The organism is Brasilonema sennae CENA114 (assembly GCF_006968745.1).
Taxonomy (GTDB): Bacteria; Cyanobacteriota; Cyanobacteriia; order Cyanobacteriales; family Nostocaceae; genus Brasilonema; species Brasilonema sennae.
This window is the reverse complement of record NZ_CP030118.1, coordinates 4,612,585-4,638,950: the sequence shown is the minus strand read 5'-3', so window position 1 is coordinate 4,638,950 and position 26,366 is coordinate 4,612,585. Positions and strand designations below refer to the sequence as shown.

24 protein-coding genes, 2 pseudogenes and 1 riboswitch are annotated in these 26,366 nt (G+C 41.3%); of the genes and pseudogenes, 21 read left to right on the top strand and 5 right to left on the bottom strand.

Features of this window, described 5'->3' with window-relative positions; genetic code table 11:
- Positions 1–90 precede the first annotated feature (90 nt).
- From cas10 to DP114_RS19430, 12 genes are all read left to right on the top strand, one after another.
- Positions 91–2,436 (top strand): type III-B CRISPR-associated protein Cas10/Cmr2, encoded by a 2,346-nt coding sequence (gene cas10 / locus DP114_RS19485; protein WP_169268025.1) that lies wholly within the window; start codon positions 91–93, stop codon positions 2,434–2,436.
- Entirely contained in the window at positions 2,433–3,143 is a 711-nt protein-coding gene (locus DP114_RS19480) for an RAMP superfamily CRISPR-associated protein (RefSeq protein ID WP_169268024.1), read from the top strand. The genes cas10 and DP114_RS19480 overlap by 4 nt, the downstream gene beginning before the upstream one ends.
- Positions 3,140–4,384 (top strand): type III-D CRISPR-associated RAMP protein Csx10, encoded by a 1,245-nt coding sequence (gene csx10 / locus DP114_RS19475; RefSeq protein WP_169268023.1) that lies wholly within the window; start codon positions 3,140–3,142, stop codon positions 4,382–4,384. Before DP114_RS19480 ends, csx10 begins: the two co-directional genes overlap by 4 nt.
- Positions 4,381–4,803, top strand: a complete 423-nt coding sequence (locus tag DP114_RS19470; RefSeq protein ID WP_169268022.1) for a hypothetical protein — start codon at positions 4,381–4,383, stop codon at positions 4,801–4,803. The genes csx10 and DP114_RS19470 overlap by 4 nt, the downstream gene beginning before the upstream one ends.
- A 22-nt stretch (positions 4,804–4,825) precedes the next feature.
- Positions 4,826–5,971 (top strand): putative CRISPR-associated protein, encoded by a 1,146-nt coding sequence (locus DP114_RS19465; RefSeq protein ID WP_169268021.1) that lies wholly within the window; start codon positions 4,826–4,828, stop codon positions 5,969–5,971.
- A 7-nt stretch (positions 5,972–5,978) separates the two neighbouring features.
- On the top strand, positions 5,979–6,857 hold the full coding sequence (csx7, locus tag DP114_RS19460) for a type III CRISPR-associated RAMP protein Csx7 (protein WP_169268027.1): 879 nt from the start codon (positions 5,979–5,981) through the stop codon (positions 6,855–6,857).
- Positions 6,858–6,859: 2 nt separating this feature from the next.
- On the top strand, positions 6,860–7,480 hold the full coding sequence (locus tag DP114_RS19455) for a hypothetical protein (RefSeq protein WP_169268020.1): 621 nt from the start codon (positions 6,860–6,862) through the stop codon (positions 7,478–7,480).
- 25 nt (positions 7,481–7,505) lie between these two features.
- Positions 7,506–8,456 carry an RAMP superfamily CRISPR-associated protein gene (locus DP114_RS19450; RefSeq protein ID WP_169268019.1) on the top strand — a complete coding sequence of 317 codons (951 nt, stop codon included), beginning with the start codon at positions 7,506–7,508 and terminating at the stop codon, positions 8,454–8,456.
- Entirely contained in the window at positions 8,453–8,983 is a 531-nt protein-coding gene (locus tag DP114_RS19445) for a hypothetical protein (RefSeq protein WP_169268018.1), read from the top strand. The genes DP114_RS19450 and DP114_RS19445 overlap by 4 nt, the downstream gene beginning before the upstream one ends.
- Positions 8,980–10,035 carry an RAMP superfamily CRISPR-associated protein gene (locus tag DP114_RS19440; protein ID WP_169268017.1) on the top strand — a complete coding sequence of 352 codons (1,056 nt, stop codon included), beginning with the start codon at positions 8,980–8,982 and terminating at the stop codon, positions 10,033–10,035. Before DP114_RS19445 ends, DP114_RS19440 begins: the two co-directional genes overlap by 4 nt.
- A gap of 2 nt (positions 10,036–10,037) precedes the next feature.
- On the top strand, positions 10,038–10,682 hold the full coding sequence (locus DP114_RS19435; protein WP_169268016.1) for a hypothetical protein: 645 nt from the start codon (positions 10,038–10,040) through the stop codon (positions 10,680–10,682).
- 137 nt (positions 10,683–10,819) lie between these two features.
- On the top strand, positions 10,820–11,347 hold the full coding sequence (locus tag DP114_RS19430) for a hypothetical protein (RefSeq protein ID WP_171976899.1): 528 nt from the start codon (positions 10,820–10,822) through the stop codon (positions 11,345–11,347).
- On the opposite strand, the gene cas6 is transcribed toward DP114_RS19430, so the two are convergent.
- A complete protein-coding gene (cas6, locus tag DP114_RS19425; protein WP_171976898.1) occupies positions 11,333–12,445 on the bottom strand; it encodes a CRISPR-associated endoribonuclease Cas6 in 1,113 nt (370 codons plus the stop codon). The two genes, DP114_RS19430 and cas6, sit on opposite strands and share 15 nt — an antisense overlap.
- Before the next feature lie 73 nt (positions 12,446–12,518).
- Between cas6 and DP114_RS19420 the strand changes: the two genes are divergently transcribed.
- Positions 12,519–12,827, top strand: a complete 309-nt coding sequence (locus tag DP114_RS19420) for a hypothetical protein (protein ID WP_169268013.1) — start codon at positions 12,519–12,521, stop codon at positions 12,825–12,827.
- Positions 12,828–12,973: 146 nt separating this feature from the next.
- On the opposite strand, the gene DP114_RS19415 is transcribed toward DP114_RS19420, so the two are convergent.
- The gene (locus DP114_RS19415) at positions 12,974–13,906 is read right to left on the bottom strand and encodes a Tll0287-like domain-containing protein (protein WP_169268012.1); all 933 of its coding nucleotides are present in this window, start codon (positions 13,904–13,906) and stop codon (positions 12,974–12,976) included.
- A gap of 299 nt (positions 13,907–14,205) precedes the next feature.
- Here DP114_RS19415 and DP114_RS19410 point away from each other — a divergent pair, with 299 nt between their 5' ends.
- Positions 14,206–15,570, top strand: a complete 1,365-nt coding sequence (locus DP114_RS19410; RefSeq protein ID WP_171976897.1) for an NAD(P)/FAD-dependent oxidoreductase — start codon at positions 14,206–14,208, stop codon at positions 15,568–15,570.
- Between the two features lie 196 nt (positions 15,571–15,766).
- Positions 15,767–16,147, top strand: coding sequence for a hypothetical protein (locus tag DP114_RS19405; protein ID WP_172195118.1), 381 nt, complete (start codon positions 15,767–15,769; stop codon positions 16,145–16,147).
- Positions 16,148–16,335: 188 nt separating this feature from the next.
- Here the strand turns inward: DP114_RS19405 and trpD are convergent, their stop codons facing one another.
- Both trpD and DP114_RS19395 read right to left on the bottom strand, forming a co-directional pair.
- The gene (trpD, locus tag DP114_RS19400; RefSeq protein WP_169266358.1) at positions 16,336–17,430 is read right to left on the bottom strand and encodes an anthranilate phosphoribosyltransferase; all 1,095 of its coding nucleotides are present in this window, start codon (positions 17,428–17,430) and stop codon (positions 16,336–16,338) included.
- 131 nt (positions 17,431–17,561) lie between these two features.
- Entirely contained in the window at positions 17,562–19,127 is a 1,566-nt protein-coding gene (locus tag DP114_RS19395) for a cation:proton antiporter (protein WP_169266381.1), read from the bottom strand.
- A gap of 195 nt (positions 19,128–19,322) precedes the next feature.
- Here DP114_RS19395 and DP114_RS19390 point away from each other — a divergent pair, with 195 nt between their 5' ends.
- The 6 genes and pseudogenes from DP114_RS19390 to DP114_RS19365 all read left to right on the top strand — a co-directional run bounded on the left by DP114_RS19390 (position 19,323) and on the right by DP114_RS19365 (position 24,790).
- The gene (locus DP114_RS19390; RefSeq protein ID WP_169266357.1) at positions 19,323–19,484 is read left to right on the top strand and encodes a hypothetical protein; all 162 of its coding nucleotides are present in this window, start codon (positions 19,323–19,325) and stop codon (positions 19,482–19,484) included.
- Between the two features lie 506 nt (positions 19,485–19,990).
- A riboswitch (cyclic di-AMP (ydaO/yuaA leader) is annotated at positions 19,991–20,125 on the top strand.
- 264 nt (positions 20,126–20,389) lie between these two features.
- The gene (locus DP114_RS19385; RefSeq protein ID WP_169266356.1) at positions 20,390–20,635 is read left to right on the top strand and encodes a hypothetical protein; all 246 of its coding nucleotides are present in this window, start codon (positions 20,390–20,392) and stop codon (positions 20,633–20,635) included.
- 26 nt (positions 20,636–20,661) lie between these two features.
- Positions 20,662–21,963: an SLC5/6 family protein gene (locus DP114_RS19380; RefSeq protein WP_171976896.1), complete on the top strand. Its 1,302-nt coding sequence runs from the start codon at positions 20,662–20,664 to the stop codon at positions 21,961–21,963.
- 94 nt (positions 21,964–22,057) lie between these two features.
- Positions 22,058–22,180 (top strand): annotated as a pseudogene (locus tag DP114_RS19375) (glycogen/starch/alpha-glucan phosphorylase); the annotation flags it as partial.
- Positions 22,181–22,278: 98 nt separating this feature from the next.
- Positions 22,279–22,550, top strand: a pseudogene (locus tag DP114_RS36370) (glycogen/starch/alpha-glucan phosphorylase); the annotation flags it as partial.
- Between the two features lie 944 nt (positions 22,551–23,494).
- Positions 23,495–24,790: an HhoA/HhoB/HtrA family serine endopeptidase gene (locus tag DP114_RS19365; RefSeq protein WP_171976895.1), complete on the top strand. Its 1,296-nt coding sequence runs from the start codon at positions 23,495–23,497 to the stop codon at positions 24,788–24,790.
- 195 nt (positions 24,791–24,985) lie between these two features.
- Here the strand turns inward: DP114_RS19365 and DP114_RS19360 are convergent, their stop codons facing one another.
- Positions 24,986–26,362 (bottom strand): midas domain-containing protein, encoded by a 1,377-nt coding sequence (locus DP114_RS19360; RefSeq protein ID WP_171976894.1) that lies wholly within the window; start codon positions 26,360–26,362, stop codon positions 24,986–24,988.
- Positions 26,363–26,366 lie beyond the last annotated feature (4 nt).

Sequence of the window (26,366 nt, the reverse complement as noted above, 5' to 3'; positions counted from 1 at the left end):
AAGCTACTTGGAATTATGAGTGTACTCACGCCCGTACTATGTCTGGGCTGAAGTGGACTGCAAAGTATTAAAAGTTTGAAATAGTAAATTATGACAAATTCTCAACACAGCATCACAACAGCTATTAGCTGGTGTTTGGCTTGGGGAGACAAGCGACAACCCAAGTTTGATATAGCTGTTTTAAAGCAAATGCGACAGGCTTTGAATGATGGAAAAGATGTCCCAGAAGAGGTGCGATCGCTTGTCGAACAAGTAAAGGAACTACAAGGAATTGATAAAGATTATTTTCCAGCAACTCTAGATGAATTAAAGAGCAAGTATTCTGAATTATGGAATCAGACTACTCGCATTGGCTTAGTTTACGGTGGGGCTACCAAAATTAAGCAATACATGTTTGAGTCCTCAAAAATTCAAGATATTCGTGGTGCATCTGCCTTACTGGATCGGATAAATCTGATTGATTTATCTGCTTTTTTTCACAAAAATCCTCAGTCATCCAAGAGTTATACTATTGAGTGCACTCAAGTTAGGGAATGGCTTGATGAAAATTTTTCCACTGACTACAAACTCTCAGAGGTACTGATTCCAGAACTCATTATTTATTCTACGGGTGGTAACATTCTCGCATTTTGTCCGGCTGCTTTTGTAGATGATTTAGCTAATGCAATTGAAAAACGCTACACTGAGGAAACTTTAACAGCAAATTCTTGCGCAGTAGGAGATACGTTTAGATTATTAGAACTCAGCTTTGGATTGCTACGAGAACCTATTGAAAATACATTATGGTTAGATTGGTATCGTCAGGAATATAAAAAACCATTAGTTCAAGCTTACTTTGGCTATCCTAATAATGATGCAGAAATATTTGAAGTTTTCAAAAACCGTAAAAGTTTTAATGAACTGACAACCAAATTAGCAATTCTCTTTAATCAGCGTCGTAGTGGATATGACTTTTCTGGTCGTCCCAGTCGTCGCTATCCTCCCATGTTTGAAACCCATCCTTACTTGATGCGTGATGGAGGAGAACATAGATCTGCGGTAATGATTGTCCAACCACCAGATCTACCCAGAGAATCTCATTTTTCGGAAGCTTCGGCTCGCAAACATCTGGTTGGTTATAGAGCCAAAAAGGGAAAAGCAGAGCTGCCTACATGGTACAAAAATTCTCATTTGACATGGAAAAGCATCAGAGTTGAAGGTTGGATAGATAAATTCAATTCATTTCTGAATAAGAATCCCAGTTTAAAAGAAAAATACTATGGAAATTTGACACTTGATAACATTGAAATTCCCCAAAGCCTAAGTCATATTGCCAATGCTAGTAAAGGTTTTGTTGCCTATATCTACGCCGACGGTAATAACATGGGTGGTTATATACAAAAAATTCTGACTGCACAAAAATATCAGGAATTCAGTCAAGATGTGGAATTAGCGACGCAGTATGCAGTTTATCAGGCATTAGCAGAGAAATTAAATCCTCACGAACTGCGAAATCTGAATGATGAAGAGTCTACACTGGAGAACGGTGAATTAGTTCATCCCTTTGAAATCATTACCATTGGTGGTGATGACATTATTCTGATTGTTCCAGCTAATAAAGCTTTGGAAATTGCTCAGTTTATTGGAGAAAGGTTTGATAAAATTCTGCTCAAAGAAGTGCCATTGGTAGAAAACCCAACAGCAGAAGAAAAAATCAAGGGTTGCTATAAAATTAAGACCCCAGAGCAACCCATTGACTTGAAAAAATGTCATCGTTACAAACCTACAGAGGCTACACCTTCTCAATGTCAACTCAGCACGTCAATTGGTGTCTTGATTACCGCATATAACACCCCCATTTACTACGCCAAAGACCTAACAGAACAATTACTAAAATCAGCTAAAGAACGTGCAAAAAAATTGAAGGAAGCTGGATACTATGGTGGAACAGTAGATTTTTTAACTCTCAAATCCGTCACGATGATTTCATCCAATATCAAAGAATTTCGCGAGCAGGCGTTGACGAAAAACCTGAGATCAAAACTCAAGCTATATGCTGCTCCATACACTTTACATGAATTAAGAGGATTTTTAACAGCAATATCAGCTTTGAAAAAAGCTAATTTTCCCAAGTCACAACTCTACCAAATTCGGACTTTATTAGAACGAGGTAAGCATACTGCCATTCTTAACTATCGCTATTTTCGAGTACGGCTGAAGGAAGGTAAAAAAGAATTGCAAGAACAGTTTGAAGAAGCTTGGTGTCAGCCGAAAGACGAAAATAATGGAGGTAATTTAGCCCCGTGGATGTATGACGATGGCGCACTTGAGTATGACAAGTCAGACTATCCTCTTTTTGAAACCATTTGGCGAGAAATGGTAGAACTCTACGAGTTTATAGAAGAAATACCAGATAGTGAATTATCAGAGCTTTTATCTGTGGGGACTGAGTTATGATTAATCTTCAAGAACTATCAAACTCCATCACTTCATATCAAATTACAGCACTCATTGACACGGCTTTGTGTATTGGTGCAGGTGGTTCTTCTGGTTCACTCGCAGATAAACCAATAGTTCGCAACTCGGAAGGAAACTTACTTATTCCAGCTTCTCAACTCAAAGGTCGTTTGCGTCATGAATGTGAAAAAATTGCTAGAGGGTTATGTTGGAAAATCTGTTATTCTCCTAATCCGCAAACCATGTGTCCTCAAAGAGCAGGGTTAACTGGTAACTTTGAGCGAAGCGAATATCAACTAAAAAATTACGAGGAGCAGCATCATTGTCTAATTTGTCAAATATTTGGGAATCCAGCATTACAATCTCGTGCCATATTTGATGATCTGATCTGCACTGAAGAACCAGATAATTTGCCAGAAGTGGTGCGTCCAGGTGTCACCATCAACCGCCGTCGCCGCATCGCCGAAGAACAAAAACTTTACTTTTTGGAAACCTCTCCTGCAAACGCCCAACTCAAGTTTACAGGACATATTCACCTATCTGGTGCGCCAGTCTATGCGGCGGCATTAATTTTAGCTGGGCTGCGACACATAAATGCTTTGGGTGGGAGTAAATCAGCGGGTTTGGGTTGGTTGCATTGGAAATTCCCGGCTTTAGCTTTGGAACAGGAAGCATGGGATTTTTTAGCAAAAGGAGGTGTGCAATGAAACGAATTAATTTGGAAATAAAAGCACTGTCTCCCTTAGCGATTGGACGACAAAAACCAGGGGGAAGCGTTAGTGAAGCCCAGACATATATTCCCGGTTCTGTTATTCGCGGTGCAGTTGCAGCTCATATTTTGAAGCAGGCTAATACATCTATTAGTGAAGGTGACAATTTTCATGAGTTATTTTTGGGTGAAAATCCGGCAATATTTCAAAATGCCTATCCCGCAACTATTGAGGGAGATAAGTCCACTAGAGTGCAGCCAGAAGTCAAGGTTGTACCTGCTACTGCTTTAAGTTCTAAAACTAAGTCAGGTTTTAAGTCCAAACCAAATGATCCAAAACATAACGGTGTTTTTGATACGTTGATTGACCGTTTTTGTGCTGATCGCTATAATCATCTCTACGATCCTAATTGTCCTACTGATGGAGAAAGAGTTGACGCATTCAAAGGTTTCTATAGCCAACTCAAAGGCAAATATTACAGTCACTCTATAACGACTCGTTTGTTAACACGAGTTGGTATTAATCGACGTCGATCAACTTCAGAAGAACGGGTACTCTATAGCATTGAAGTTTTAAACGAATCTCAAGATAACAGAAAAAAACCTGTTACATATACAGGAGGGATTCTCGTAGTAGATGAATTAGCGGAATCTCTAGAAAGATTCATTAATAATCATAAAGAAGACCTACGTTTAGGTGGTGCAACTTCACGAGGATTAGGAAGAGTCAAAATAACTGCAAACCCACATGTAGAAATCAAGTCAAAAGTAACTAACCAGATAAAGCAGTTTAATGACAAATTACATCAACGCTGGCTTGAGTGGAATCAGATATTTGGTAATTCTTTACAAGATTTACTGGAAAATCGTACCTATTTCACTATCGATTTACAAGCCGATGCAATTTTGAGTGAAAACTGGCGACGGACTACTGTTATTTCACGGGAAATGCTTCAGCAATTTACAGGGGTTAGTGATACATCTCTACAACTTCACGCTGCTTATAGCAGCTATGATTATCTTTCTGGCTGGAATTCAGCTTGGGGACTAATGAAAGATGTAGAGTTGATTACTGAGAAGGGTTCTGTATATTTATTTAGCACAACAGAAAAAGATTTGTGGCTCAAGGCTTTGGAAGATTTGGAAGTAAAAGGAGTAGGCGATCGCACTTGTGAAGGTTTCGGAAGTTTGCAAATCTGCAACGATTTTCATCTGGTATTGAGAGAGGAAGCAGTATGAGTGATTTTTCAGAGCAACAGAAACAGCTTAAGATTCAAAAGGGCATCCGTCAAGCTGAAGACTTTTTAGTAACTTGGATTCAGGATGCTTTGGATAATAAAAAATCCTATGGTGATTTGGAAGAATCTCAATTTCGCAATTTAGTACGAGTTTCTGATACCACTGAAAGCACGGAAGTTATCAAAAATTTTCTACGCTATCAGGTTGGTAGAGACAAAAAATGGGGGAGAGGAAAAGAATCACTGGCTGAGAAGATTATTGATGATATTAATACAAAAATAAAAGAACGTGCTAAGAAGATAGCCAATGAAGCTAAAACTGAGGATTTCAATTCTATTTTGTTAGAACTAACCCGTCGTTATCTAGGTTACGGCGCTCGATATTTAAAATACAAACGTGAAGGCGAAGTGAATACTTAATTAACTCTGGGAGATTATTTCTATGCCTCGATTAGTCATTTCTACGGTTGGTACAAGTTTACTGACTAATCAAATTGATAGAGAATTTGAAAAAAACTACTACGACACTTTACGAGATACAGTCAATTGTACCCGTGAAGAAATTGATAGGTATGATGAAGATGTTAAAGATATAATTGACACATTAAAAAAAAGAGCCGAAGAAGAACTTAATGGTGATCTTGACGATATTAGAGAAGCTAGTGCTGAATTGAATGGTATTTATGGCTTGTATGACAAAGAAATAGAAAAAGGCAAAGAAGATACTCATCTACTAATTACCACTGATACTGCACAGGGTAGAGTTGCTGCTGAAATTTTAGAGAATTTTCTAAAACAAAAAGGATTGAATAGTACCAGTACTTACTTCCCTGTTGGCTTTTCTTTGAGCAGTAGTGATACTTTTTCGGAAGGAATTGCAAGTTTATTTTCTTATCTTCAAGAAATTATCGTTTCATCTAAACATAGTCAGCATCAAATTTGTTTTAATCTCGTAGGCAGCTTCAAAGCTATACAAGGTTATTTTAATACTATTGGAATGTTTTATGCTGATGAAATAATTTATGTTTTTGAAGGCTCAAATGAAGTGATAAAAATTCCTAAGCTTCCTGTACAAGTTGATAAATCAATTATTGAGCCTTATAAAGTTCAACTTGCTATGATGAATGTTGGCGACATCCTTAAATCTTCGTCTGAGGCGCAAAAAGTTCCAAACGAATGGGTTTTAGTAGACGGTCAAGAAATGACCTTATCAACATGGGGAAAACTTCTTTGGAGTCAGTGTAAAGATTACTTTCTTTCACAAGAAAATTTGCTTAATTTTCCTTATATAGAGTATGCGCAGAGTTTTATAGAGGATTACAAAAACGATAAAAATAAAAGAGCAGAAGAAAAAATAAAATTACAGGAAACTCTTGCTCGTTGTTCATGTTTACTTACTAAAAAGATAGACGGTGTTAGTGCATTAAGACAAGATGGAATTATTAGGTTACGTAGATATGAAGGTAAGCATAAACAAATTGACCATTTTGACTTGCCAAAAGACCGACGTGTAAGTTGTATCGCGAAAAATAATACTCTTTACCTTCGACATTACGGAGAACATGATTATGTCAACAACAACCCATAATTATCTTATGTTCGACATTTTTAAAAACCGCCTGGAAATCACAGGCAAACTAACCACAATAACAGCATTACGTATTAGTGCAGGACGTTCCACCGAACCAATTGGTTCTGATTTACCTGTCATTAAAGACGCTTTAGGTAGACCATTAATACCAGGTTCTAGCTTTAAGGGTGCAATGCGATCGCGCGTAGAAAGTTTCCTCCGTGGTATCGTCGGAAATAACCGCAAACTGGTTGCAAATCCCGCAAACGAGGATGAATGGTCGATTACATCTAAAGAGATATCTGACTTCAAAGAAACTATTAAAAACTTCAAACCAGGAGAAAAAGAAGAACAGCTACATAAATATATAGTAGAAAATACAGATTTAGCTTCTCACCTTTTTGGTTCTCCCTGGCTCGCCAGTAAATTCCAAGTCCGAGATTTAACCATAGTACCTGATACCTGGTTTGGACAATACCAAGAAAGAGATGGTGTCGCCATAGACAGAGATACAGAAACAGCCGCAGATGGTAAACTCTACGATTTCCAAGTCGTTCCTGCTGGAACACAGTTTGAGTTTCAGGCTGTGGTGGAGAATGCTGAAGAATGGGAACTGGGATTGTTGATGATTGGTTTGCACCAGTTTGAAACAGAACAGGTACCTTTGGGTGGTGGGCGATCGCGCGGATTAGGCGTTGTTAAACTGGACATTAACGAGATGCTTTGGTTTGACTATCCTGAAGACCAACCTGAGCTATTACTAGATTATCTCAAAAAATTGGTTATGGGAGACAAGAGTGCTTATGAAGATGCACGGGATTTTAAAGACCATTGGGTACAAAAGTTAATTGAACATATTCAGACTAAAGTACCGAAGAAAAATAACACGGAAGCGAAGAGGTAAATATGTCTTTTAGTAGCTACAAAATTATTGGTGAAGTTCTCAAAGCATTTCAAGTTATCTACACCGAAGCTAATTTCGTAGGCGAAGTAGAATTTAATATCCCAGACTACTTCCGAGAAGACTTAGAAACCATGATGCGGGATGGTGTCGTTGATAATTCAGAGTTTGCTATTTGTGAAAATCTCATTTATCCAGTCCTCAAAGAAGTTTGGAAGTGCTACCGCAGTAAGTTTATTTTATGGAGTCATCACTCACTCAACTATGACGAAAAGCTATCAGGATTTCCTGAGTATATTTTAGCTAAACGTTCTCCTTTAGGAAAAGTTGTTTTTGACAAACCATACTTCATCTTAGTCGAAGCCAAACAAGACAACTTTGAAGCTGGTTGGGCGCAATGTCTAGCAGAAATGATTGCTGCCCAAAGACTTAATGACGAATTGAAAATAATTATCTTTGGTATTGTTTCTAATGGTGATCGTTGGCAATTCGGGAAGCTAGAAGCAGAAGTTTTTACGAGAAATATCACGTATTACACAATTCAGGAACTCGATAAACTCTTTGCTGTTGTTAATTACGTATTTCAACAATGCGAATTACAACTCAACACTCTCATAGCTGCTTAATGCTTTTTCACAACAAACTATAGTCATGCATAAAAGATTTGTTAACCACTGCACAATTAATGTAACCTTAATTCCTGATGGTCCAATTCTGATCAAATCTGGTAAAGAAGGTGCAGATCCAACTAAGCCGGATATGGAATTTGTAGAAACCTATCATGCTGGAGGACGTTCTATATATTTGCCAGGAAGCAGTTTAAAAGGAGCAATTCGCGCTCATGCAGAACGTATTGTTAGAACGGTAGGTAAAGACAAGCGCGATTCTAATAACTGGAATTTGCTTTGGGCTAATGACCCATTAAATGATAAATATGATTATCTGCAAAATAAATCACCTAGCGATATTTACAAACTCTCTTCTTTTACAGACAAAATGTTTGGTAACACTTCCATCGCCAGCCGAGTCAGAATAGAAGATGCTTATCCTGATAAATCTCAACCACTAAAAATTGAAGAACGCAATGGAGTTGCAATTGACCGAGTATTTGGTTCTGTCGCAGTCGGTCCATTCAATTATCAAGTTTGCACTGCTGGGGAATTCCATACCAAAATTCATTTAAAAAACTTCACTCTTGCGCAGTTAGGTTTAATTGGTTTAGTCTTGCGAGATTTAGATGATGGTTGGTTTGGCTTAGGTTTTGCTAAATCTCGTGGTTTGGGTACAGTACAGGTGAAGTTAAATAAAGCTGTTGTCCAATATCCTGGATGTATTTTATCGGAAGATAAACAACAAATTTGTGCTTTGGGTAGTGAGAAAAAATGGTCTAAGACTTTCCTCTTAGGTGCTGGAGAGTTTTTAGAACTTCAAGAAGCACAATTATATGGCTTCCCCACACAAGATCATCAAGATACTCCAGTTGCAGCCCAAGAAATGGATTTGGGTTTTGGAGTACAACTCACCTGGCGAGAAGGTACAGTCAAAGATTTGTTTGAGCGTTCTGTCAAATCTTGGAGTCATTTACTGGTGGGCGCTAAATGAAACCTTTTGTTGGTTATAAGAAAGAACTTTTCTCAGTAGCTCAATTACTAGAGTTAATCCCAAAATTCATAAGTGAACCTAGTTATTATTTCTTACGTTGGACTCATGAAGTCAGTGGAATTGTAGAACAACCACCTGTAGAGAAAAACTTTCCCATGATTGAGGGACAAATGTTTAATCATGAGTGTGAACTGCGGTGGAAGCACAAGCGACAAAATACTTATGAAGTGTTGCTGCTCACAATTGCTGACAATCATGATGAGTTTATCCCAGTCAAAGAAACAATTAACAAAGAAAAAAAAGAACCTTGGCGGATAGAACCCAATAATCCTCCTTATGGATATCCCGCTTATGGGTATCGTCCAGATGAAACTCGTTTCCCCAAAAAGCTAATTTTCCCTAAGAGTTTGGATATTCGACAAGAAGAAAAAAACAATCAGCCAAAATTAGCTCAACGTTATTTTATTGATAATCAAACCTCAACTGTACAATTTATCGCTTTGACTGTGGAGGTTACGCAACCATGACTGGAAATCGTCCACAACCACCTCAACAACCAAACAAACCTAACCGTGCAGCTTCATCAAACCCTGAACTTGCACCTAAACCTTATGAATTCGTCTCTTTTCCTAAAGAACGTCCAAATCTACAGCGTCCCGTTGGACATCACAAATATTTGAGCGATTGCCTCCACGGTACCCTACATCTTACCCTAAAAGTCCAGACATCTCTCCACGTCTCCACAGGAGTCGTTGTCATGGGTAGCGACATTGGCAGTCGTATTCCCCTCATCAAAACAATGATACAAGGTGTTGACCAAAAGCTTACAATTGGTGGCAGTTCCCTCAAAGGTTGCATCCGATCTGTTTATGAAGCGATTACTAACAGTACTCTAGCGGTTGTTACTCCCAAGTATAGAAATCAAATACCTACCGAACGCCTACCTTGTCGCAACAAAGAACAACTTTGCCCAGCCAGTCGGGTATTTGGTGCGTTAGATTGGCAGGGCTTGCTGGATTTCAACGATGCGAAGTGTGAAAGCATGGGCTTTTCCACTGGATTTATGCCTTCCTTGTATCGTCCTCGTCCAGATGAAAGCAGCGCGTACTTTATTCAAGGTAGGGTTGCAGGTCGGAAGTTTTACTATCATACTATCAAAGCAATTGATAAAGGACAAAATGCTGGCATTCCTGTACAACAAGCCGCAAGAGAGTATACTTTCAAAACTGAATTGCACTTCAAGAATTTACTAGCAGAAGAATTAGGAACTTTGTTAATTGTCTTAGGACAAGACTCCAAAAATCCTATCGCCTTAAAGGTGGGAGGCGGGAAACCCATCGGTATGGGAACGATGACAGTTGCTGTGGAAAAAATCTTACAAGCACAAAACCTGAAACAGCGTTACTCGTCTTATAACCTCAATGATTCTGACGAGATGACAGGAGATAAATTAAAACAATTTATACAAGAAAAGATTCAAACAGCCCACTCGCGTTTGATTCAGAAACCCCAACTAGAGGAACTCGCAGCCGTACTGCGCTATCCAACCGACCGCGAACCGCCATCTGGAATGTACTAATTATGACTATGCTTGAATCTTCCTTGGAATCATTGACGGATGCAGAGTGGGATATTGCTCATGCGATCGCTCAAACCCTAGTAAAAGAAGATACAGACATTAACGAATTGGGGAAAGCAGTTGCCTATCTGCGCACTATTGTTGACAAACCAGATGCAACTTCTCGGTTTTTCAAGTATTTAAAAACCTTGGTGAGTAATGGTAGAGTCATTGGACACAGTGGCAAAACTTCAAATTATTACCGCAGTATCGAGAAAGCTTGTAGTGATTCTCTCAAAAGTGTTGGAAATGCTTACACCATTCTGCAAATTTTAGGCTGGGTATCTCGCCTCATGCGTTACTACAAAGATGCTGGTGTTCCCATTGGAGAAATTCCTATTTTTACTGCATCTCCTGTAGAGTCATCCCGTCAAGTAGAAATTGCCAAAGTCGTTCAATCCCAAGACTTTCAAGTTGACCAAATATTAGAGGCAAAAGTTACCAAAATCAATGGTAACAAGGTCACTTATGAGATTTTGGGGACAATTAAATTAACTGAGAAGGAACCGAAGAAAGCTAGTGTTCTTAAGGAAGGACAGACGGTGAAGGTGAAAATTGTGTCTCTCAAAGAAGATGGGAGTATTAAAAGTGTGAAGTGTGTTGATTGATGAAGAGCTTTCTATTATTTAGTTTATTTTACAGCTATTTTCAGGTAAATGAACCATTTAATTAAAAACTTAGAAATGCTGTTTCCTCAATATACCCAACTAAAACTTACATAAAAACTTCACCAAACTCATTCACCATGCCCAAACTTCTCCTCGTCACCGTCGGGGGTTCCTTCCAACCCATCGTCACCGCAATTCACACTCTCCAACCCGAACGCATCATCTTCATCGCCTCGGATGGCGACAAAGGAAGCAAGTCCCAAGTCATTGGCGAAGGAACACCTTGCGAAGTCCGACGCGGAAGCGAAGTTATTGACAGATTACCAAATATTCCAGCACAGGTGGGGTTAGGCGATCGCTTTCAACCAGAACGAGATTTAATTCTCATCCAAAACCCCGACGATTTATCAGAATGCTACCTCAAAATCCACCAGTGCATTCGTCATCTCCAACAACAAGCCCCTGATGATGAAATTCTTGCTGACTACACAGGCGGGACAAAAACCCTATCAGCTGCTTTAGTACTGGCGGCGGTTGATAACGGGATTTCTCTGTATCTTACTATCGCCACTTCAAGGGAAAACTTGGTGAAGGTGGAACGAGGAGAAGCGACGCGACTGGTGGACACCAGTTTTAGAAATCATACTAAACTACCCTGGTTTTAAAGCACGACGCGCCAATTTTACATAAGTCTTCACCGTCTCATAAGGCATTTCCAAATCTTGCGCCACCAGCTGCAATGACTCCCCCATCTCCCGCCGCGCCAGGATTGTTGCCCATTTTGATGCTATCTCTTCTGCGCGATCGCCTCCAGTCCGCTTACGCTGTGCCTTAAAAATGTCTGTCAGTTCCTCAATACGTTTTGCTAGCAAGCTTTGCACATCAGGTACTTCTGGTGCTGCTTGCGATGACCAACCCAACCGTGTTTGACCTAATCCAAACGTTGTTTTATGACCAGTACCACAGTAAGGTGCTAACTTTCCCAAAGCATAAAATAGCTTGCAAAAGTCTGGTTGTTTGGAAGCTTCTTTAGTCAAACCAAATTCTATAGTTCCTGTAAATCCCGTTACCGCACCTTTCTTACCTGCTAGGACTTTCATAGATGTGAGTTGGTGACGGATAATCAAGACGTTATCATCCACCCAAGCCAGAAACGCCTCCTGATCAACAGACATTCCAGAAAAGTCATTCCAACGACGCAAATAACTGTGAAAAACATTCGTTGGCATTGGTAAGGGAAAATGATGACCTTTGCGACGGAAACTGGTTGGGCTGAGAAATTTTAAGGTAACAGTTTCTCCATGTTCAGAGTTTAGCAGTTGAGCATAAGTTGTGGGATCATGAGCAATATTGCAAGAGCGAATCTGCAAGGATGCATTGCGCAAGTTAAGTTCTTTTGGTAAATTTTGCACCCACTTTTCCATCCATTGTGAGACTCGACTCGACAATACTGTGACATACCAGTAGTAAGAGTTGTTGGCGCACAGTTGCACTTGCCTACCACTGCTGACTAATTCTCCATCTAATGCAGAAATTGTAAAGGGTTTTTCTGACTCACCATCATGGAGGTACGCAGAAAGTTCTGGATCATAAGAACGCACTTGGTCAAGAAACCAAGCATGCAGTCCAATAGTATACTGAGGGTAAATAGAAACATCTGCTAGCGTGACGAACTCAAATACTAGCCCGACGAGTTCCGTTTCTGATGACCAGTTTAAGTTAGATTTGTAGTCAATTGTTTTGTTTTCTAATTTGCGAGCCATTATCAATTTTTATAGCGATTCTCGTTTCAATCAAATATACAACGGTGTGTAGAGATCCCTCCGGATTCGCCAGATGCCTCTGTCGGGAGAACGCCACATGCTACCCTGCGGGAAGCCGCCCTCCGGGCGTCTACAAGCCGGGAAACCCGGACGCCAGATACCTACGGAGGGAGACCCTCCTGCAGTACTGGCTCTCCAACGCAGTGGCTCCCCTCCTGCAGCACTGGTCTCACCGTACAGTATGGTTTCTACTGTATTGGACGCAATTGAAAACCGCTATAATTTTCAACAATCACAGGACTTACGCAAAAATAACGTACTTGGGTCATTGCGACGTAAGGAAGCAATCTCAAAGTCAAGTTCATTAGTAACTCGTGCGTAAGTCCTAAATCAGTAAACAATAGACTTCGTGGCAGTTGTAGGGAAAAGGGTAAGGGAGAAAAGAATAAGAAAAAACCTTTCCCCTTTAACCTTTCTCCTTTCCCTACAGGAGTGGCAATTGTTACTTTTGCAATCTTGTCTAATAGTTCACTGATTTCCTCCACGATATCGTTCAAAACTTTTAATTGCCATAACTAAACTTATCTTCATGCGTGTGAAAGCTTCCACCAAACTGCCCACCTCATCGTTAGCTACTTTCTCAAACTCTGCATCCATATCACCAGTACTAACAGCTTCTGCAACACGGACGACACGTTTAATCGGTCGTACAACATATCGCGTCAGCCAGAAGTTAGCCATGTATATGGCGATCGCAAAAATGATAGTCACGATTCCCATCACTAATACAAACGATTGATTAGCTTTCTGGAAGACTTGGCTAGCAGGAATAGAAACTATCTGAACACCATTAATAAGATTTAATTTCCATCCAAATCCATTTTCTGTTCCATAAGTCGCAATCATGTTCTTGGGTGCAACATCTGGTGTGCTGTGACATCTCAAGCAACTAGATTCGGTTATCGCTAAGGGACGCGCAATATAATAAAAATTCTCGTTATCAAAAGGGCGGAATCCTGACAAAAATGGAAGCTTTTTGTCTTGACGGAATTTTTGTATAAGTTCTGTCTCAAAGCTATCAGCTTTATCCCGAGGATTTGTTGGATTCAGCATCGCCTCCTTATAGAAAAAATCTTTATAGGCTTCGTCCTCATTTCGTAGCTTTTCAAAAACTTTCCGTGCTGAGTAAGCAGGGATAGTCTGTGCTGCAAATTCATCCTTTCCTAAGCGTGCTTCCAACTCGGGATTAACTTCATCATTGGTATAAGATCGGACAGAGTTTATAGTCCGAAACAGCAATTTACCATTTGAACTCACTTCATCTTGAGCTTTGTAATTTAGGATCCCAGACAAAGCTATACCACTCAGAGTAATTCCTGCAATAAATATAATGAGCAGTAATACAGTTAGCTTTTTGCCTAATGGAAAATTGTTAAAATTCCAGGAAAATTGTTTCAGCATATTTATTGAAATCCATTTATAGAAATCAACGTTCTTTACTTATATTAGTTTGTTGTACGAAATAGTTCTATGGCTTTACCTATGCGATAATTACAACATTTTGCTCGCTGTTGTTTTTACCACAAAGACGGCATAAGTGGCTGTACTTAAAATCATCACACCCGCTTGGATTTAGAAAGATTCTCAATAATTTTGGTACAATAGGACACTTTCCAAGCAGCCTGCTAGGTTACTTTGACTACATTTTTTTTAAACCCATAGGAGAAAAATCATCTTATGAGCAATCTAGTTTATCAGTTATGAGCAATCCAGTTTCTCAAACAATTATTTTAGGTGGTGGCTTTAGTGGGCTTTTTACAGCGTTACATCTTGCTAACCAAGACTATCCTGACTCAATCATCTTAATTGATAGCAACGAACGCTTTTGCTTTAAGCCATTACTCTATGAGTATTTTAGTGGTGAGATGGATGCTTTTCAGGTAGTACCACGTTTTGCAGAATTACTCAAGGGTAGCGGTGTAACTTTTGTTCAAGATACAGTAGAATCGATTGATTTGCATCAACGACAAGTCAAGTTAACTTCTGGAACTTCCTACAACTACAGCAACTTAGTCTTAGCTTTAGGTAGCGTCACTGGCTACTTTGGTGTTGAGGGAGCAAAAGAGTATGCTTTACCTTTTCGGACGCAAAAAGATGCGATCGCCATTGATCAACATTTGCGTAACTGTTTCCAAAAAGCCGCACAAACCGAAGATCCAGAACAACGTCGTAAACTACTCACAGTCGCAATCATTGGTGGTGGTCCTTCAGGTGTGGAAATCGCAGCCACTTTAGCAGATTTTTTACCAGATTGGTATGCAGCGCTTAAAGGTAACCCTCAAGAAGTGCGGATTGTACTCATTAATAACAGCAAGGAAATCCTTAAAGGTGACAGGGATTCAATGCGTGAAATTGCTGGGAAGAGTTTGCAAAAACGCACTGTGGAAATAGAGATACTTTTGGAAGCAGAAGTCACAGCGATAAGTCCCAGCACAGTTGAGTATAAGCGTGATGGTAAATCTGAGACACTTGTAACATCCACCACAATTTGGACAACAGGTACTGACACCCATCCGCTGATCAAAGACTTACCAATTCCAGATGAAAATCGAGACAAACGCGGTCGATTGAAAGTCACGCAAACCCTACAATTACAAGATTTTCCTGAAGTTTTTGTAGGAGGTGATTGTGCTGTTGTAGAAGATGCTTCATTACCACCAACTGCACAAGTTGCCTATCAACAAGGAATAACAATTGCTGAGAATTTAAAAGCCATTGCCTCAGGAAATGATCCCAAACCTGTCAAAGTAAGCTTACGCGGAACTCTTCTTAAGCTTGGGTTAAATGATGCTGCTGCTAACATTTACGACGTCTTAGAAGTCAAGGGTGAACCTGCTCACTTAATCCGCCAAGCCACTTATTTGAGGTTATTGCCAACACCAATTCATAATTTGAAAGCTACTACTGAGTGGCTAAGTGAGGAGATTTTTCACAACCACATAAATCTCCATGATGTTGGCAAGAAAGTAGTACAGGCTGTGGAAGTTGTTGGTGATGCAGTTATGGGTGCTTTGGGTGCAAAAAAATTACTTCATATGTTAGGAGATGACGAGAAAAAGAATTAATAGGGAATAGGGAATATAGCGGTTCTCATTTGCATGAAGTACATTTTTAACCTCACCACGCCAGGTGCCTCAAGTCGGGGGACCCGGACGCCCTTCGGGTATCTCCTGCGGAGACGCTACGCGTAAGTCCCAAAGGGACACGCTTACGCGTTCGCTCTTAGCGTGCGCTTGCGCTTACGCCCAAGCCGCGTGCGCTTTGCGCTTACGCAGTCGCCTAGGTCGGGAGACCCCTTCGGGTTCGCCAGATGCCTGGCTGTCGGGAGACCCTCCCGCAGCACTGGTCTCACCTCCTGCAGCGCTGTCTCACCAGATACCTAGGTCGGGAGACCCTCTGGGTTTGCGTAGCGCCCCCTATGCCTGCGGCACGGCTACGCCTATCGGGGCTAGTTGCCACAACGCGCTTAACCCGACGCCCTTCGGGTTCGCCAGTCGCCTACGGAGGGAGACCCTCCTGCAGCGCTGGTCTCACCAGATACCAAGTGAGGGAAACCCTCATCAAGTACTGGCTCCGCAAGGCACAACTCTTGGCAGTACTGGCTCCCCACAGCACTGGCTCCCCAACCCCTCTCCTTGCTAAGGAGAGGGGAGCGTTTGCGAGACTCAAATGCGGGGTGAGGTGACGACTATATTGCACCGAAGTGAGAACCGCTATAGGGAACAGGGAACAGGCAAAAGATGTTTCTTCCATAATTGATTGGGGTATCAATCCCCATCCAATTGATCCCTTTGCCCTCTGCTTTCTTCAATGTTCTTGCAGATTATCTTTCACTTCAAAAATTCAGCAAGCTGTTCCAACTTTTTCCAAGCAAGTCCACTTTGGAGAATTTCCTTAGCAACAATAACAGCTTGAGAAAAAGTTTGATAATCATCTGCTTGATCTGGTACTGCTTCGCCCACATACAGTGCAAACGCTGCATTGAGAGCAACCACATCTTGCTGTGGCCCAGTCCCTTTACCTTGAAGAACAGCTTTGAGAATTTCTGCATTCTCTTCAACATCCCCACCCCGTAATTCACTAATGGGAGCAGGGTTTAAGCCTAGCTGTTGTGGAGAAAGTTCGATCAGGTGTATTTGTTGGTTTGACAACACAGCCAAATCAGTTTTATCTCCCAACCCTGCTTCATCTAATTTTTCGCGTCCGTGAAGTGTAATTGCGCGGCGAGTCCCTAATTGATTTAAAACCTTAGCAAAAGTTTCTACCAAAACCGGAGAGTTGACACCAATAACCTGTCCTGTTGGTTTTAAGGGATTAATTAATGGACCTAACAAATTAAAAATTGTGCGTACTTTCAGAGTTTTTCGTAAAGGGGCGAGAACTTTGAGAGCTGGATGCCAATCGGGTGCAAACAAGAAAGTCATGCCAACTGCGCTCACAGCTTCTTGAGTTTTCTCCAGACTTGCTTTAAGATTAACACCCAAAGCTTCTAACACGTCTGCTGAACCAGTTTTTCCAGATGCTGAACGATTACCATGTTTAGCCACTTTTACCCCAGCAGCAGCAGTCACAAAAGCAACAGCAGTGGAAATATTAAATGTTGATGCTCCATCTCCCCCAGTACCACAAGTATCTACAAGTGGTGAGTTACCAACAATCAAATCTCGTTGCGCTGGTTTGTTAGATTGAGAATATAAAACCTCAACCATGCCAAGTAACTCTTCGGCAGACACTCCCTTGGCTTGAATTGCTGCTAAAATAGCACCCGATAACACAGGGGGAATGGCTTCTTGTAGCCAACCAGACATTAAGTTAGAAGCTTGAGATACCGAAAGTGATTGACGCTCTAACAGTTGCTGCAACAAGGCAGACCAATTAGAGGAGTCTTGATCTAATGGATTTGTGTCAACATTAGCTGTTATCATAACTTCGATAGATACAACTCTTTTACGACTGTTATGTTACGTTGGAGTACGTTTTCACCGTAAGGATTTTATCAGAAACTAACATCGCAAAGATATCTCGAAGCTTCTATAGAAGAATTTATCTGTATATTTCAAATCCCCTCACTATTTTGCAAAACATCTTCCAGCAATGGAGAAAGTTCTTTATTTAACTGACCTGTCCGCAGAAATTCAGCATAGGTATCTGCTTCAATAGCCAAAAGTTCTCCTCGGAGTTGTTCAGCTGGAAAGTTGCGGATGTTTGGATGCTCATCCTGTAGCTGGTTAATTTGCGCTTCTAAATTTTCAATTTCTCCTTTAACCAGTGCTTCTTGATAGCGGTAAAACTCTGGGTCTACACCAGGTCTTTGGTCTACTTGAAGGTGTTGTAAGACACGATTGAGAGCAACAGTCCGTGCAACTATTTCTAAATATCGCTCGCGTAAGGACTGGTCACCCAGAAAGTTAAGCTTTTGTAATAAAGGTTTGATACTTAATCCTTGGAATAGCAAAGTAAATAATACTGCACCAAAAACTGTAGCAATAATTTTTTCTCGCTCTACTACAATTGTGGGTACACTCAAAGCCAAAGCAATAGAAACAGAACCGCGCACCCCGCCCCACCAGAGTATAGTTTGTTCAGGTAAAGTAATTTTTGATGCTTGTAAAAGATTGCTTAATTGACTTAAAGACAATATTGCAATTGCCCGACTTAAAATCATTACCCCTACTGTCACTGCAATGATTGTTAAGTTTTCCTCCAAACTGGCATACCGTATCTGATCCCCAATCAACAGAAAGACAATTGAGTTCACAAAAAACGCCAGAAATTCCCAGAACTCAGTCACGATAACCCGAGTACGCGGGTTCATACCAATCCGAGAACCAAAATTGCCCAAGATCAACCCTGTCGTCACAACCCCAATGACTCCAGATCCACCTAACTCCTCAACAATAAGATATGTTGCATAGGTAGAAACTAAAGTTAAAGACTGTTCCACAAGTGGTAAATCGAAACGTTGGGTGAGGTAAGAGATCCCAAAACCAATGAGTCCTCCAACCGCCATACCAATACCAACAACTGTAAAAAGTTCTACCACAATTGGTTTTAATTCTAATTCAGCTGTTCCTAAAGGCAGTTGCACTAAAAAACTAAAAGCAACAACTGCCATGCCATCATTGAACAAGCTTTCACCTTCAATTAATGTTGTCAAACGACTAGGAACGCCCAATTCCCGAAATAAAGCAGTGACTGAAACTGGATCCGTGGCACAAAGACTAGCCCCGATGAGTAAAGCCGTTGTGAGTGAGATTCCTGCAAATTTATTTAAACCTATTGCCATCCCCACTATTGAAATCACAACCCCAATAACTGCATAAAGAGTAATTGGCAACAAATCCCGCTTTAAATTCGACCATTTTAAATTCCATGCTGCTTCAAAAAGTAATGGTGGTAGAAAAATAAACAAAATTAATTCTGGAGAAAGATCCACTAAACGAACATCGGCAAAAGCTAACCCTAAGCCTACAATGACTAAAAGTAAAGTGTAAGGTATTTGCCGAAACCAGCTAAATATCTGTGATATTGTCGCCACCCCTAAAGAAACTGCAAGTACCAAAAGAAACTGCTTTAAGTTTGTAGCAATGACTTGTTCACCAATTACCGAAGCATCCATCATAAAAGCATGATTAATACAATTCATCGTAAATCTTAACCAGATAAGTTGTTAAATAGCACTCATCCTGAGGTGGGAAGTTAATAAGCTTACGAGAGCATTTGTGTGGAACGAACTGTGTAGGCATCCTCTCTGACAAAACTAAAACATCTGTGGAAAGCTTATAATTCTATAAAGTTGGTAGCTGACCCGTGTTTTATGTGTTTAACTAAACAATGGTTAAACTTCGTAAAGCCATCACAACCAAAGGTGTTACATAGCTCAATACTGTGCGATGCTCCCAAAGGGAGCCGCCAAGGGCGATCGCCGTTCGCACAGCATCCGCTTTGCCCTCAGGCGGCGGCTACGGAAGTTTTTTAGCTTGAAAGTCTGCTATGGCAGTCCTATTTCATTTGTGTTGGCATAGCCTGTGCAGAGCGTTCCCTACCTCAACGAGTAATTTCACAACTCCTGCACGGATTGCTATATGGTGCAAGTTGATTAAAGTTTGGTTTACAATTTGGTCAATCATATGATTTTTCCTAACTAGTAACAGCCAATTAAGGCTGTTGCTAATTTTTAAGCTTGACAAGTATGGCAGTCATGGCGCTTGCAGTATCCCTAAAAAATAGGTATTTCAGCACCTGAGCAATCTTTTTATTCTTGGGTATAATTTGTAAAGATATGAGGTTTGACTCATATACGTTTCCTCACCAATTACTGAAGCATCCACCATCAGAGCATTATTAATACAATTCACCGTAAATATTAACCAGATAAGTTGTTAAATAGCACTCGTCCTGATGTGGGAAGTTAAGATGGATTGACTCTTTGGACGTTTCAGTATAGTTTTAGTGAATGTATGGGTAAAACTTGCCTAATTCAATCCAGTCTAGTTGCTGAAAAACTTCAACTCTGGGTTAGAAGCGGAGGAACCAATGTATTGGGGCGAATCTTGAATGGAGAGACACCTTCCAGTCTTAGCCCGTCAGCTAACTCCGTCGGCATTGGAACGAGTACCTATGGCATCTGCTGATTCCAAGCTGTTGTCCCCAGGTTCTCCTTGCTAACATTGCCTTTCATTACTGGCAGTGTAAACATATATCTGTTGATTTCCTTTAGGGAAGAGCCTGTATCTTTTGTGAATTCAAAAGTCAAAAATTTAAGTAATTGTGTGCATCTCTACTAGCAATTCCCTTGACTACGAAGAATCAGCATCTTTCCCAACTAAAGGTTGAGAATTAATTTTAACCAGTCGCACCTTTTATAAGAATTGAGGAGAAAATATGCCGATCAAAAATCATACGTTATATACAGATGAAGTCAACTTTTTTCCCGACCATCAGTTCAGATTAATTGGAGAGTGTGCCGGAAAAAAACTTTTACTGATTGGTAGAACGAAAGCATACAATGACCCAATTGTGGCAACAAGTCAGACTGATGAGCCAAGTCAGGAAGATTTATATGCTTATGATCTCTACGAGTTAATGAAGTCTAGCCACGAGCCAGTAAAAATTCACGGGGAAATTTAAAAAAAATTTGTGGAGCAGATGCCAATATGGCTTTAGAGCGCAGACTCGACACCTTCTCGCTAGCAGCCTTGCTAGTATCCGCGCATTACGGTTTGGGGTTTGTTTTAGGAACCGCTGAGAAATCACTAACTTTAGGGGCTGCTGGCAGTCTCTATACTGTCTCCCTTGGCTTTGGTACAATAGCTCTTTTAGGACTGGCAAAATTTTACTGGAAGCGAACAGAGCCAATTTGGACATTGCTAGGTTCTGCCTACGGAGATGGGGTAAAAGTTTTTGTCAGCCTGATGTCGTGGTTATCGCTGATTGGTATTGAAGCCGTTCAGTTGATTTCTGGAGCTTTTATTCTCAAGGTTTTCGGAATACCCACTCTCCCGACGATGGTTGTTTTGGCTATCCTGTTTGCAATCATTTCTTTACTCCCAATAAAAAAAGCAGGCTGGATATTCCGCGGGTTACTGATTCTGAACTTTTTGGCTTTGCTTTATGGACTGTGGGTGTTACACGCTTTTGGTGATTATGTGCGATCGCCCATAGAATTTGCTAGCTCACTCAAGCATATGAGTTTGCCAACTATAGTGGGCGTCTCATTGTCTACAATTCTGCTGGTACCTATAGATATGAAGTATCAGCAGTTTCTTGTCCAAGCAAAAGATGAAAACAGCCTGTATCGAGGGTGTACAATAGCTGCAATTTTGCTACTACTGCTTGCTTTTTTACCTTCAACAGTTGTTGTCGCAGCACAGAACGCAGGAATTTTGCCTGCTGGTATTGATGGTAAACAAGCTCTCCCATTTATCCTAGCTTGGGTTGGCGGTGGCACCGACAAGCCTTTAGGTATAGTGATGATTATGTCTTTACTGGTTCCAGCGCTGGGTATTGGCAGCAGTATTTTGCGAGTGCAAACCAAGACAATTTTGGACTTCAATATTCTGCCTGCATCTGTTTGGAGTCGGCTACTCGTCACTGCTGCAAATGCTCTGTTTAGTCTTGCCGTTGCTTTGAAAGGTGGGGAGATTGTTAATCTGATTGTGTATTTTTATGCAGCATATGTAGGAGCGGTGTTTGCTCCTTTTGTTGCTTATTTAATCGCTCAAACGGAACGCTATAACTTCTCCAAACAAAGCGTAAAGCTGTCTTTAACAATAAGTAGTTTTTCGGCTTTTTCATTACTCATTATAACACTTATAAGTCCTGATATTATAGGAGGATTTGGTAGCGTTGAATTGAACATCATGGGAATAGGAATTCTAAGTGGGATTTTCTTTTTGTTGGTTGGGGAGGTATTACAAAAGTACTTGCCAACATCCAAGGTTGAGGAAAAAGCTTAAGAAATTAGAAAATATAAAAATATTACAAAATCGCTCCATCTCCATCACTCATCAGGTTTGATTGAAAACAGCTTAACACTACCTTGGGTCTCGCCTTAAAGTGGTTTTTCTAGCAAACTACAATATGGCATTAGCACAGCGAATATATTCAGCGGCTGATGTTTCGGAACAAATCTCGACTGCTGGTAAAGAAGCTTCTGGCACGAGTAATATTAAATCCGGTAACATCTGAATCATTAAAAAACCGCAGAGGCGCAGAGAACGCAGAGAGAGAAGAGGGAGAAATAATTCTGATACAAACGGATTTGATATAAAATGAACTTTGCGATGAATGGCACATTGACGATTGGTACACTGGATGGGGCGAATATTGAAATTCGCAATCGCCCCTTTGGGGCGATCGCGTCGGACACGAAAATTTCTTCCTCTTTGGACTGACGGCACAGCAAGTTTCACAAATGAAAGCTCAAGGCTACCATCCGTGGGATTATTACAACAGTAATCCTCAACTTAAACAAGCGATTGACCAGATTGAATCCGGTTACTTTTCCAAAGGTAACAGGGATTTGTTTAAACCACTGGTAGATCTCTCAAAAACCGAGACGATTTTAACAAAAGAACTCAGGAGTCAGGAGCCAGAAGGAGGCAGCGCCGTGGGCGGTGAGACCACTGCTGCGGGAGGGGAGCCACTGCGTTGGAGAGCCAGTACTGCAGGAGGGTCTCCCTCCGTAGGTATCTGGCGTCCGGGTTTCCCGGCTTGTTCGCATGATTGCGTCTCCCCTTGGGAGATAGCATGTGGCGTTTTCCCGACAGCCAGGCATCTGGCGTAAGCGCAAAGCGCACGCCAAGGGCGAACGCGTAAGCGCAAGCGCACGCTAAGAGCGTTCGCGCAGCGTCTCCTACGGAGATACGCGTAGCGTGTCCGTTCGGCTTTGCCGTGCCCGTTCGCGCAGCGTGTCCCTTTGGGACTCAGGGCTCAGGACTCAGCGTCTCCGAACGCGAGTGCGTGCCCGCAGGGCTTAGGAGATACCCGAAGGGGTTTCCCGACTTGGGGCGACTGCCGTTCAGAATGAACTTCTGTGCGACTGGCGGATGAATAAATGGTGAAACACCACACCAAATTTTCAATCTGGTGGTCTCCAATCAGTGGCGGGTTCTACCGTCTGAATTCTGAATTGCTGAATTCTGACTTCTTCTTCAAAAACATAGATTATAAACCATATGGTGAGGGCACAGCATTGCTGTGCCCTTATAATTAACCAGTGTTCTACCTAATGGAAAAGAAAAATTATTTTTTAATGAGTAACACAGTAAAATAGCCATACTAACAGGCTGGACTGTTATAATAAATCCGCTTTACTAACTGCTTTTTAACCCAATACGGTTCAGTTAAAGCTAAAAATCAACACCTACTGGTAACTGATAAGTGATAACTTTCTTATGGTAGATGACAATAAGCATCATAAAATATAAACCTTAAATAAGGAGATTATTTTCACCAGACACTAAGATATAAAATCAATAAAGTCTTATGAACAAAAAATACCTAAATAATAATCAAAAGCTTATCAAATTAAATATAGATGGTTTCGAGCACAAAAATAATCTCACAAACAAATTCTTTTGTAACAAACCGATAACTCACTTATTGTTACCACTTCTGGGAGTAGGAATTACATTTTTGAGTGCCTGCTCAATAAACTCATCCAGAAACGTGGAAGCTTCACGGGAGACTAATACTGCTAATGCTCAACCAGTCCAACAGTCTGCTACTCCAAATAACCGTCCTCTGACACCAACTCCAGAGGATAATAACTTTGTAGTTGCTGTGGTAAATAAGGTTGAACCTGCGGTAGTGCAAATTAATACTTCCAGAACTGTCAGAAGCCAAGTCCCAGAGATCTTAAATGACCCATTCTATCAACGGTTTTTTGGTCGGCAGATACCAGCACAGCCTCAAGAGAAAGTGGTGCGTGGTGTTGGTTCTGGTTTTGTGATTAATGCTAATGGACAGATTCTCACAAATGCTCACGTTGTCAACGATGCTGATACAGTATCGGTATCATTGTCCGACGGTCGTACTGTTGAAGGAAAAGTCTTGGGACAAGACAAATTGACTGATATTGCGGTTGTGCAAGTTCCACTAAATAACCTGCCAACTGTAGAACTGGCAACATCTCAGCGGGTTCAGCCAGGACAGTGGGCGATCGCAATCGGGAATCCCTTAGGTTTGCAAGAAACGGTAACAGTGGGCGTTGTTAGTGCAACGGATCGTTCTATTAGTGATATCGGTGCATCTGATAACCGCGTTGGTTATATTCAAACTGACGCAGCCATTAATCCTGGAAACTCCGGCGGACCACTGCTAAATGCTCGTGGTCAAGTTATTGGGGTCAACACAGCTATTATCCAGGGCGCTCAAGGAATAGGCTTTGCGATTCCCATCGACACCGCCGAGCGAATTGCCCAACAATTAATTACTCAGGGCAAAGTTGAACATCCCTTCATAGGGATTCAGATGGTATCCCTGACACCTGAACTTAAGCAACGGATTAACAGCCTTTCTAATAGTAACGTCCGCGTGCAAGCAGACCAAGGCATTCTGATTGTCCGCGTTCTTCCTGGTTCTCCGGCTGATAGAGCCGGAATACGTCCAGGAGATGTCATCCGACAAATCAACAATCAATCTGTTACCACTGCGGATACAGTGCAGCAGATAATTGATAAAAGTGGCGTTGGGGCAAACGTGCAAATGCAACTGCAACGTAATGACACAACCGTGCAAGTTACAGTACAACCTGGGTCGAGACCAGCAAATGCGCAATAACTTTGGGAGGATGCTTGGAAGTAAAAAAGCTCCCTAACGTTATCGACAACATTAGGCAATGCTTGCAGAAGTCATTTGGAGTCGCCCTGAATTTGCAACTGGGGCTTCTGTTAGCTGAGTTGCAAATTTGCGAATTTTGCATTTGCCATTCCACAGTACAAACTCCTTTTGACTTCTCAAGTTGCGATCAAAAGGCTATTTTCTCCGGATTTTACTTAAATCCCAAGTATAATAACCAGTTTTTTCAGGAACTCTAGAGAATCTTCCTATCCGGTGACCTCTAGAAAGTTCATTATGCACGGCAGTTTTTATCTCTGCTAGTTCTTCAGCATTGAGTTCTCCATAAAGTCCTGTGATCACATCAGCTACGCTGAAGATTTTCCCGGAATTTTTCTGCAAGAGTATGCAGATGGCATCAATCAAAAATTTACCTTCATATTCAGGTACCATTGATGCCCTTTTTGCCTTGGGGAGTAGGAAGGGTTTCTTCTTTTTAGGTTTGATTATCTTGGATTTGACTTTACCATTTGCTGGTATTATCAAGCTTAAATCCAGAGTATAACACCCTGGCTCATCCGGAACGGCAGCCCAGTAACTCTTTTCTTTGCCGTGTGTCAGAGAGGATTGGATGCGACTTTTGACGATTTTGAACACACTTGGCTCTAAATCGCCAAAAAGTGAGCGCACAACAAAGTCTATATGACAGACACTTCCAGCATTCTCTCGCAATATTTTCTCTATCGCTTGCATTCGCGTGAGAACTTGGAACTGGGGCAGCATTGGAACATCTGTCCCAGGAGAGTAATCGTTATTCTGGGTTGGTATCTCCTTTTGTGGGGATGAAGTGGGTGATGTAACTACCGTGTTTTCTTCGTCGGGTGACTCCTCATCTAAATCTATGTGCTGGTCTTCATCGTCTGGGAGTTCTGAGTCGATCGCTTGTTGTTGTTCAACATCATCCAAATCTACGTCGAACTCCGAGTCTGGGAGTTCTGAGTCGATCGCTTGTTGTTCAACATCATCCAAATCTACGTCGAACTCCGAGTCTGGGAGTTCTGAGTCGATCGCTTGTTGTTGTTCAACATCATCCAAATCTACGTCGGATGAGGACTCCGAGTCTGGGAGTTCTGAGTCGATCGCTTGTTGTTGTTCAGCATCATCCAAATCTACGTCGGATGAGGACTCCGAGTCTGGGAGTTCTGAGTTGATCGCTTGTTGTTGTTCAGCATCATCCAAATCTATGTCGGATGAGGACTCCGAGTCTGGGAGTTCTGAGTCCTTCGCTTGTTGTTGTTCAACATCAGAAATATTCTTGAACTGTTGTGGTGAGAAGGAATCTTGTTGGCTAGGAGTGGGTGCAAAAGACAACATCTCAACGACAGCCGTTAGATCGTCGCGTTCATCAACACCAGACCAGTTGGATAACAAGGCTTCTACATGGACAAGTTGCGATCGCGCAGTTCGCCATAAGCGTTCATACTCTTCAGTAAGAGCAGTATAGTACTCCCGTAATTCCAAAAGTGGCTCCAACAATGTTTGGGGTGGTGGCTCTAGTTTTCCCTTAGTAGTCATATAG

Bases quoted from the DNA above. Each gene is read 5' to 3' on its own strand.
- csx7 (WP_169268027.1), top strand. From the start codon at position 5,979: ATGTTCGACATTTTTAAAAACCGCCTGGAAATCACAGGCAAACTAACC.
- DP114_RS19415 (WP_169268012.1), bottom strand. From the start codon at position 13,906: ATGCTGAAACAATTTTCCTGGAATTTTAACAATTTTCCATTAGGCAAA.
- trpD (WP_169266358.1), bottom strand. From the start codon at position 17,430: ATGATAACAGCTAATGTTGACACAAATCCATTAGATCAAGACTCCTCT.
- DP114_RS19420 (WP_169268013.1), top strand. From the start codon at position 12,519: ATGCCTCTGTCGGGAGAACGCCACATGCTACCCTGCGGGAAGCCGCCC.
- cas10 (WP_169268025.1), top strand. From the start codon at position 91: ATGACAAATTCTCAACACAGCATCACAACAGCTATTAGCTGGTGTTTG.
- cas6 (WP_171976898.1), bottom strand. From the start codon at position 12,445: ATGGCTCGCAAATTAGAAAACAAAACAATTGACTACAAATCTAACTTA.
- DP114_RS19390 (WP_169266357.1), top strand. From the start codon at position 19,323: ATGTGTTTAACTAAACAATGGTTAAACTTCGTAAAGCCATCACAACCA.
- DP114_RS19380 (WP_171976896.1), top strand. From the start codon at position 20,662: ATGGCTTTAGAGCGCAGACTCGACACCTTCTCGCTAGCAGCCTTGCTA.
- DP114_RS19430 (WP_171976899.1), top strand. From the start codon at position 10,820: ATGCCCAAACTTCTCCTCGTCACCGTCGGGGGTTCCTTCCAACCCATC.
- DP114_RS19360 (WP_171976894.1), bottom strand. From the start codon at position 26,362: ATGACTACTAAGGGAAAACTAGAGCCACCACCCCAAACATTGTTGGAG.
- DP114_RS19470 (WP_169268022.1), top strand. From the start codon at position 4,381: ATGAGTGATTTTTCAGAGCAACAGAAACAGCTTAAGATTCAAAAGGGC.
- DP114_RS19395 (WP_169266381.1), bottom strand. From the start codon at position 19,127: ATGATGGATGCTTCGGTAATTGGTGAACAAGTCATTGCTACAAACTTA.
- DP114_RS19440 (WP_169268017.1), top strand. From the start codon at position 8,980: ATGACTGGAAATCGTCCACAACCACCTCAACAACCAAACAAACCTAAC.
- DP114_RS19465 (WP_169268021.1), top strand. From the start codon at position 4,826: ATGCCTCGATTAGTCATTTCTACGGTTGGTACAAGTTTACTGACTAAT.
- DP114_RS19450 (WP_169268019.1), top strand. From the start codon at position 7,506: ATGCATAAAAGATTTGTTAACCACTGCACAATTAATGTAACCTTAATT.
- DP114_RS19410 (WP_171976897.1), top strand. From the start codon at position 14,206: ATGAGCAATCCAGTTTCTCAAACAATTATTTTAGGTGGTGGCTTTAGT.
- DP114_RS19445 (WP_169268018.1), top strand. From the start codon at position 8,453: ATGAAACCTTTTGTTGGTTATAAGAAAGAACTTTTCTCAGTAGCTCAA.
- DP114_RS19385 (WP_169266356.1), top strand. From the start codon at position 20,390: ATGCCGATCAAAAATCATACGTTATATACAGATGAAGTCAACTTTTTT.
- DP114_RS19435 (WP_169268016.1), top strand. From the start codon at position 10,038: ATGACTATGCTTGAATCTTCCTTGGAATCATTGACGGATGCAGAGTGG.
- DP114_RS19480 (WP_169268024.1), top strand. From the start codon at position 2,433: ATGATTAATCTTCAAGAACTATCAAACTCCATCACTTCATATCAAATT.
- DP114_RS19455 (WP_169268020.1), top strand. From the start codon at position 6,860: ATGTCTTTTAGTAGCTACAAAATTATTGGTGAAGTTCTCAAAGCATTT.
- DP114_RS19365 (WP_171976895.1), top strand. From the start codon at position 23,495: ATGAACAAAAAATACCTAAATAATAATCAAAAGCTTATCAAATTAAAT.
- csx10 (WP_169268023.1), top strand. From the start codon at position 3,140: ATGAAACGAATTAATTTGGAAATAAAAGCACTGTCTCCCTTAGCGATT.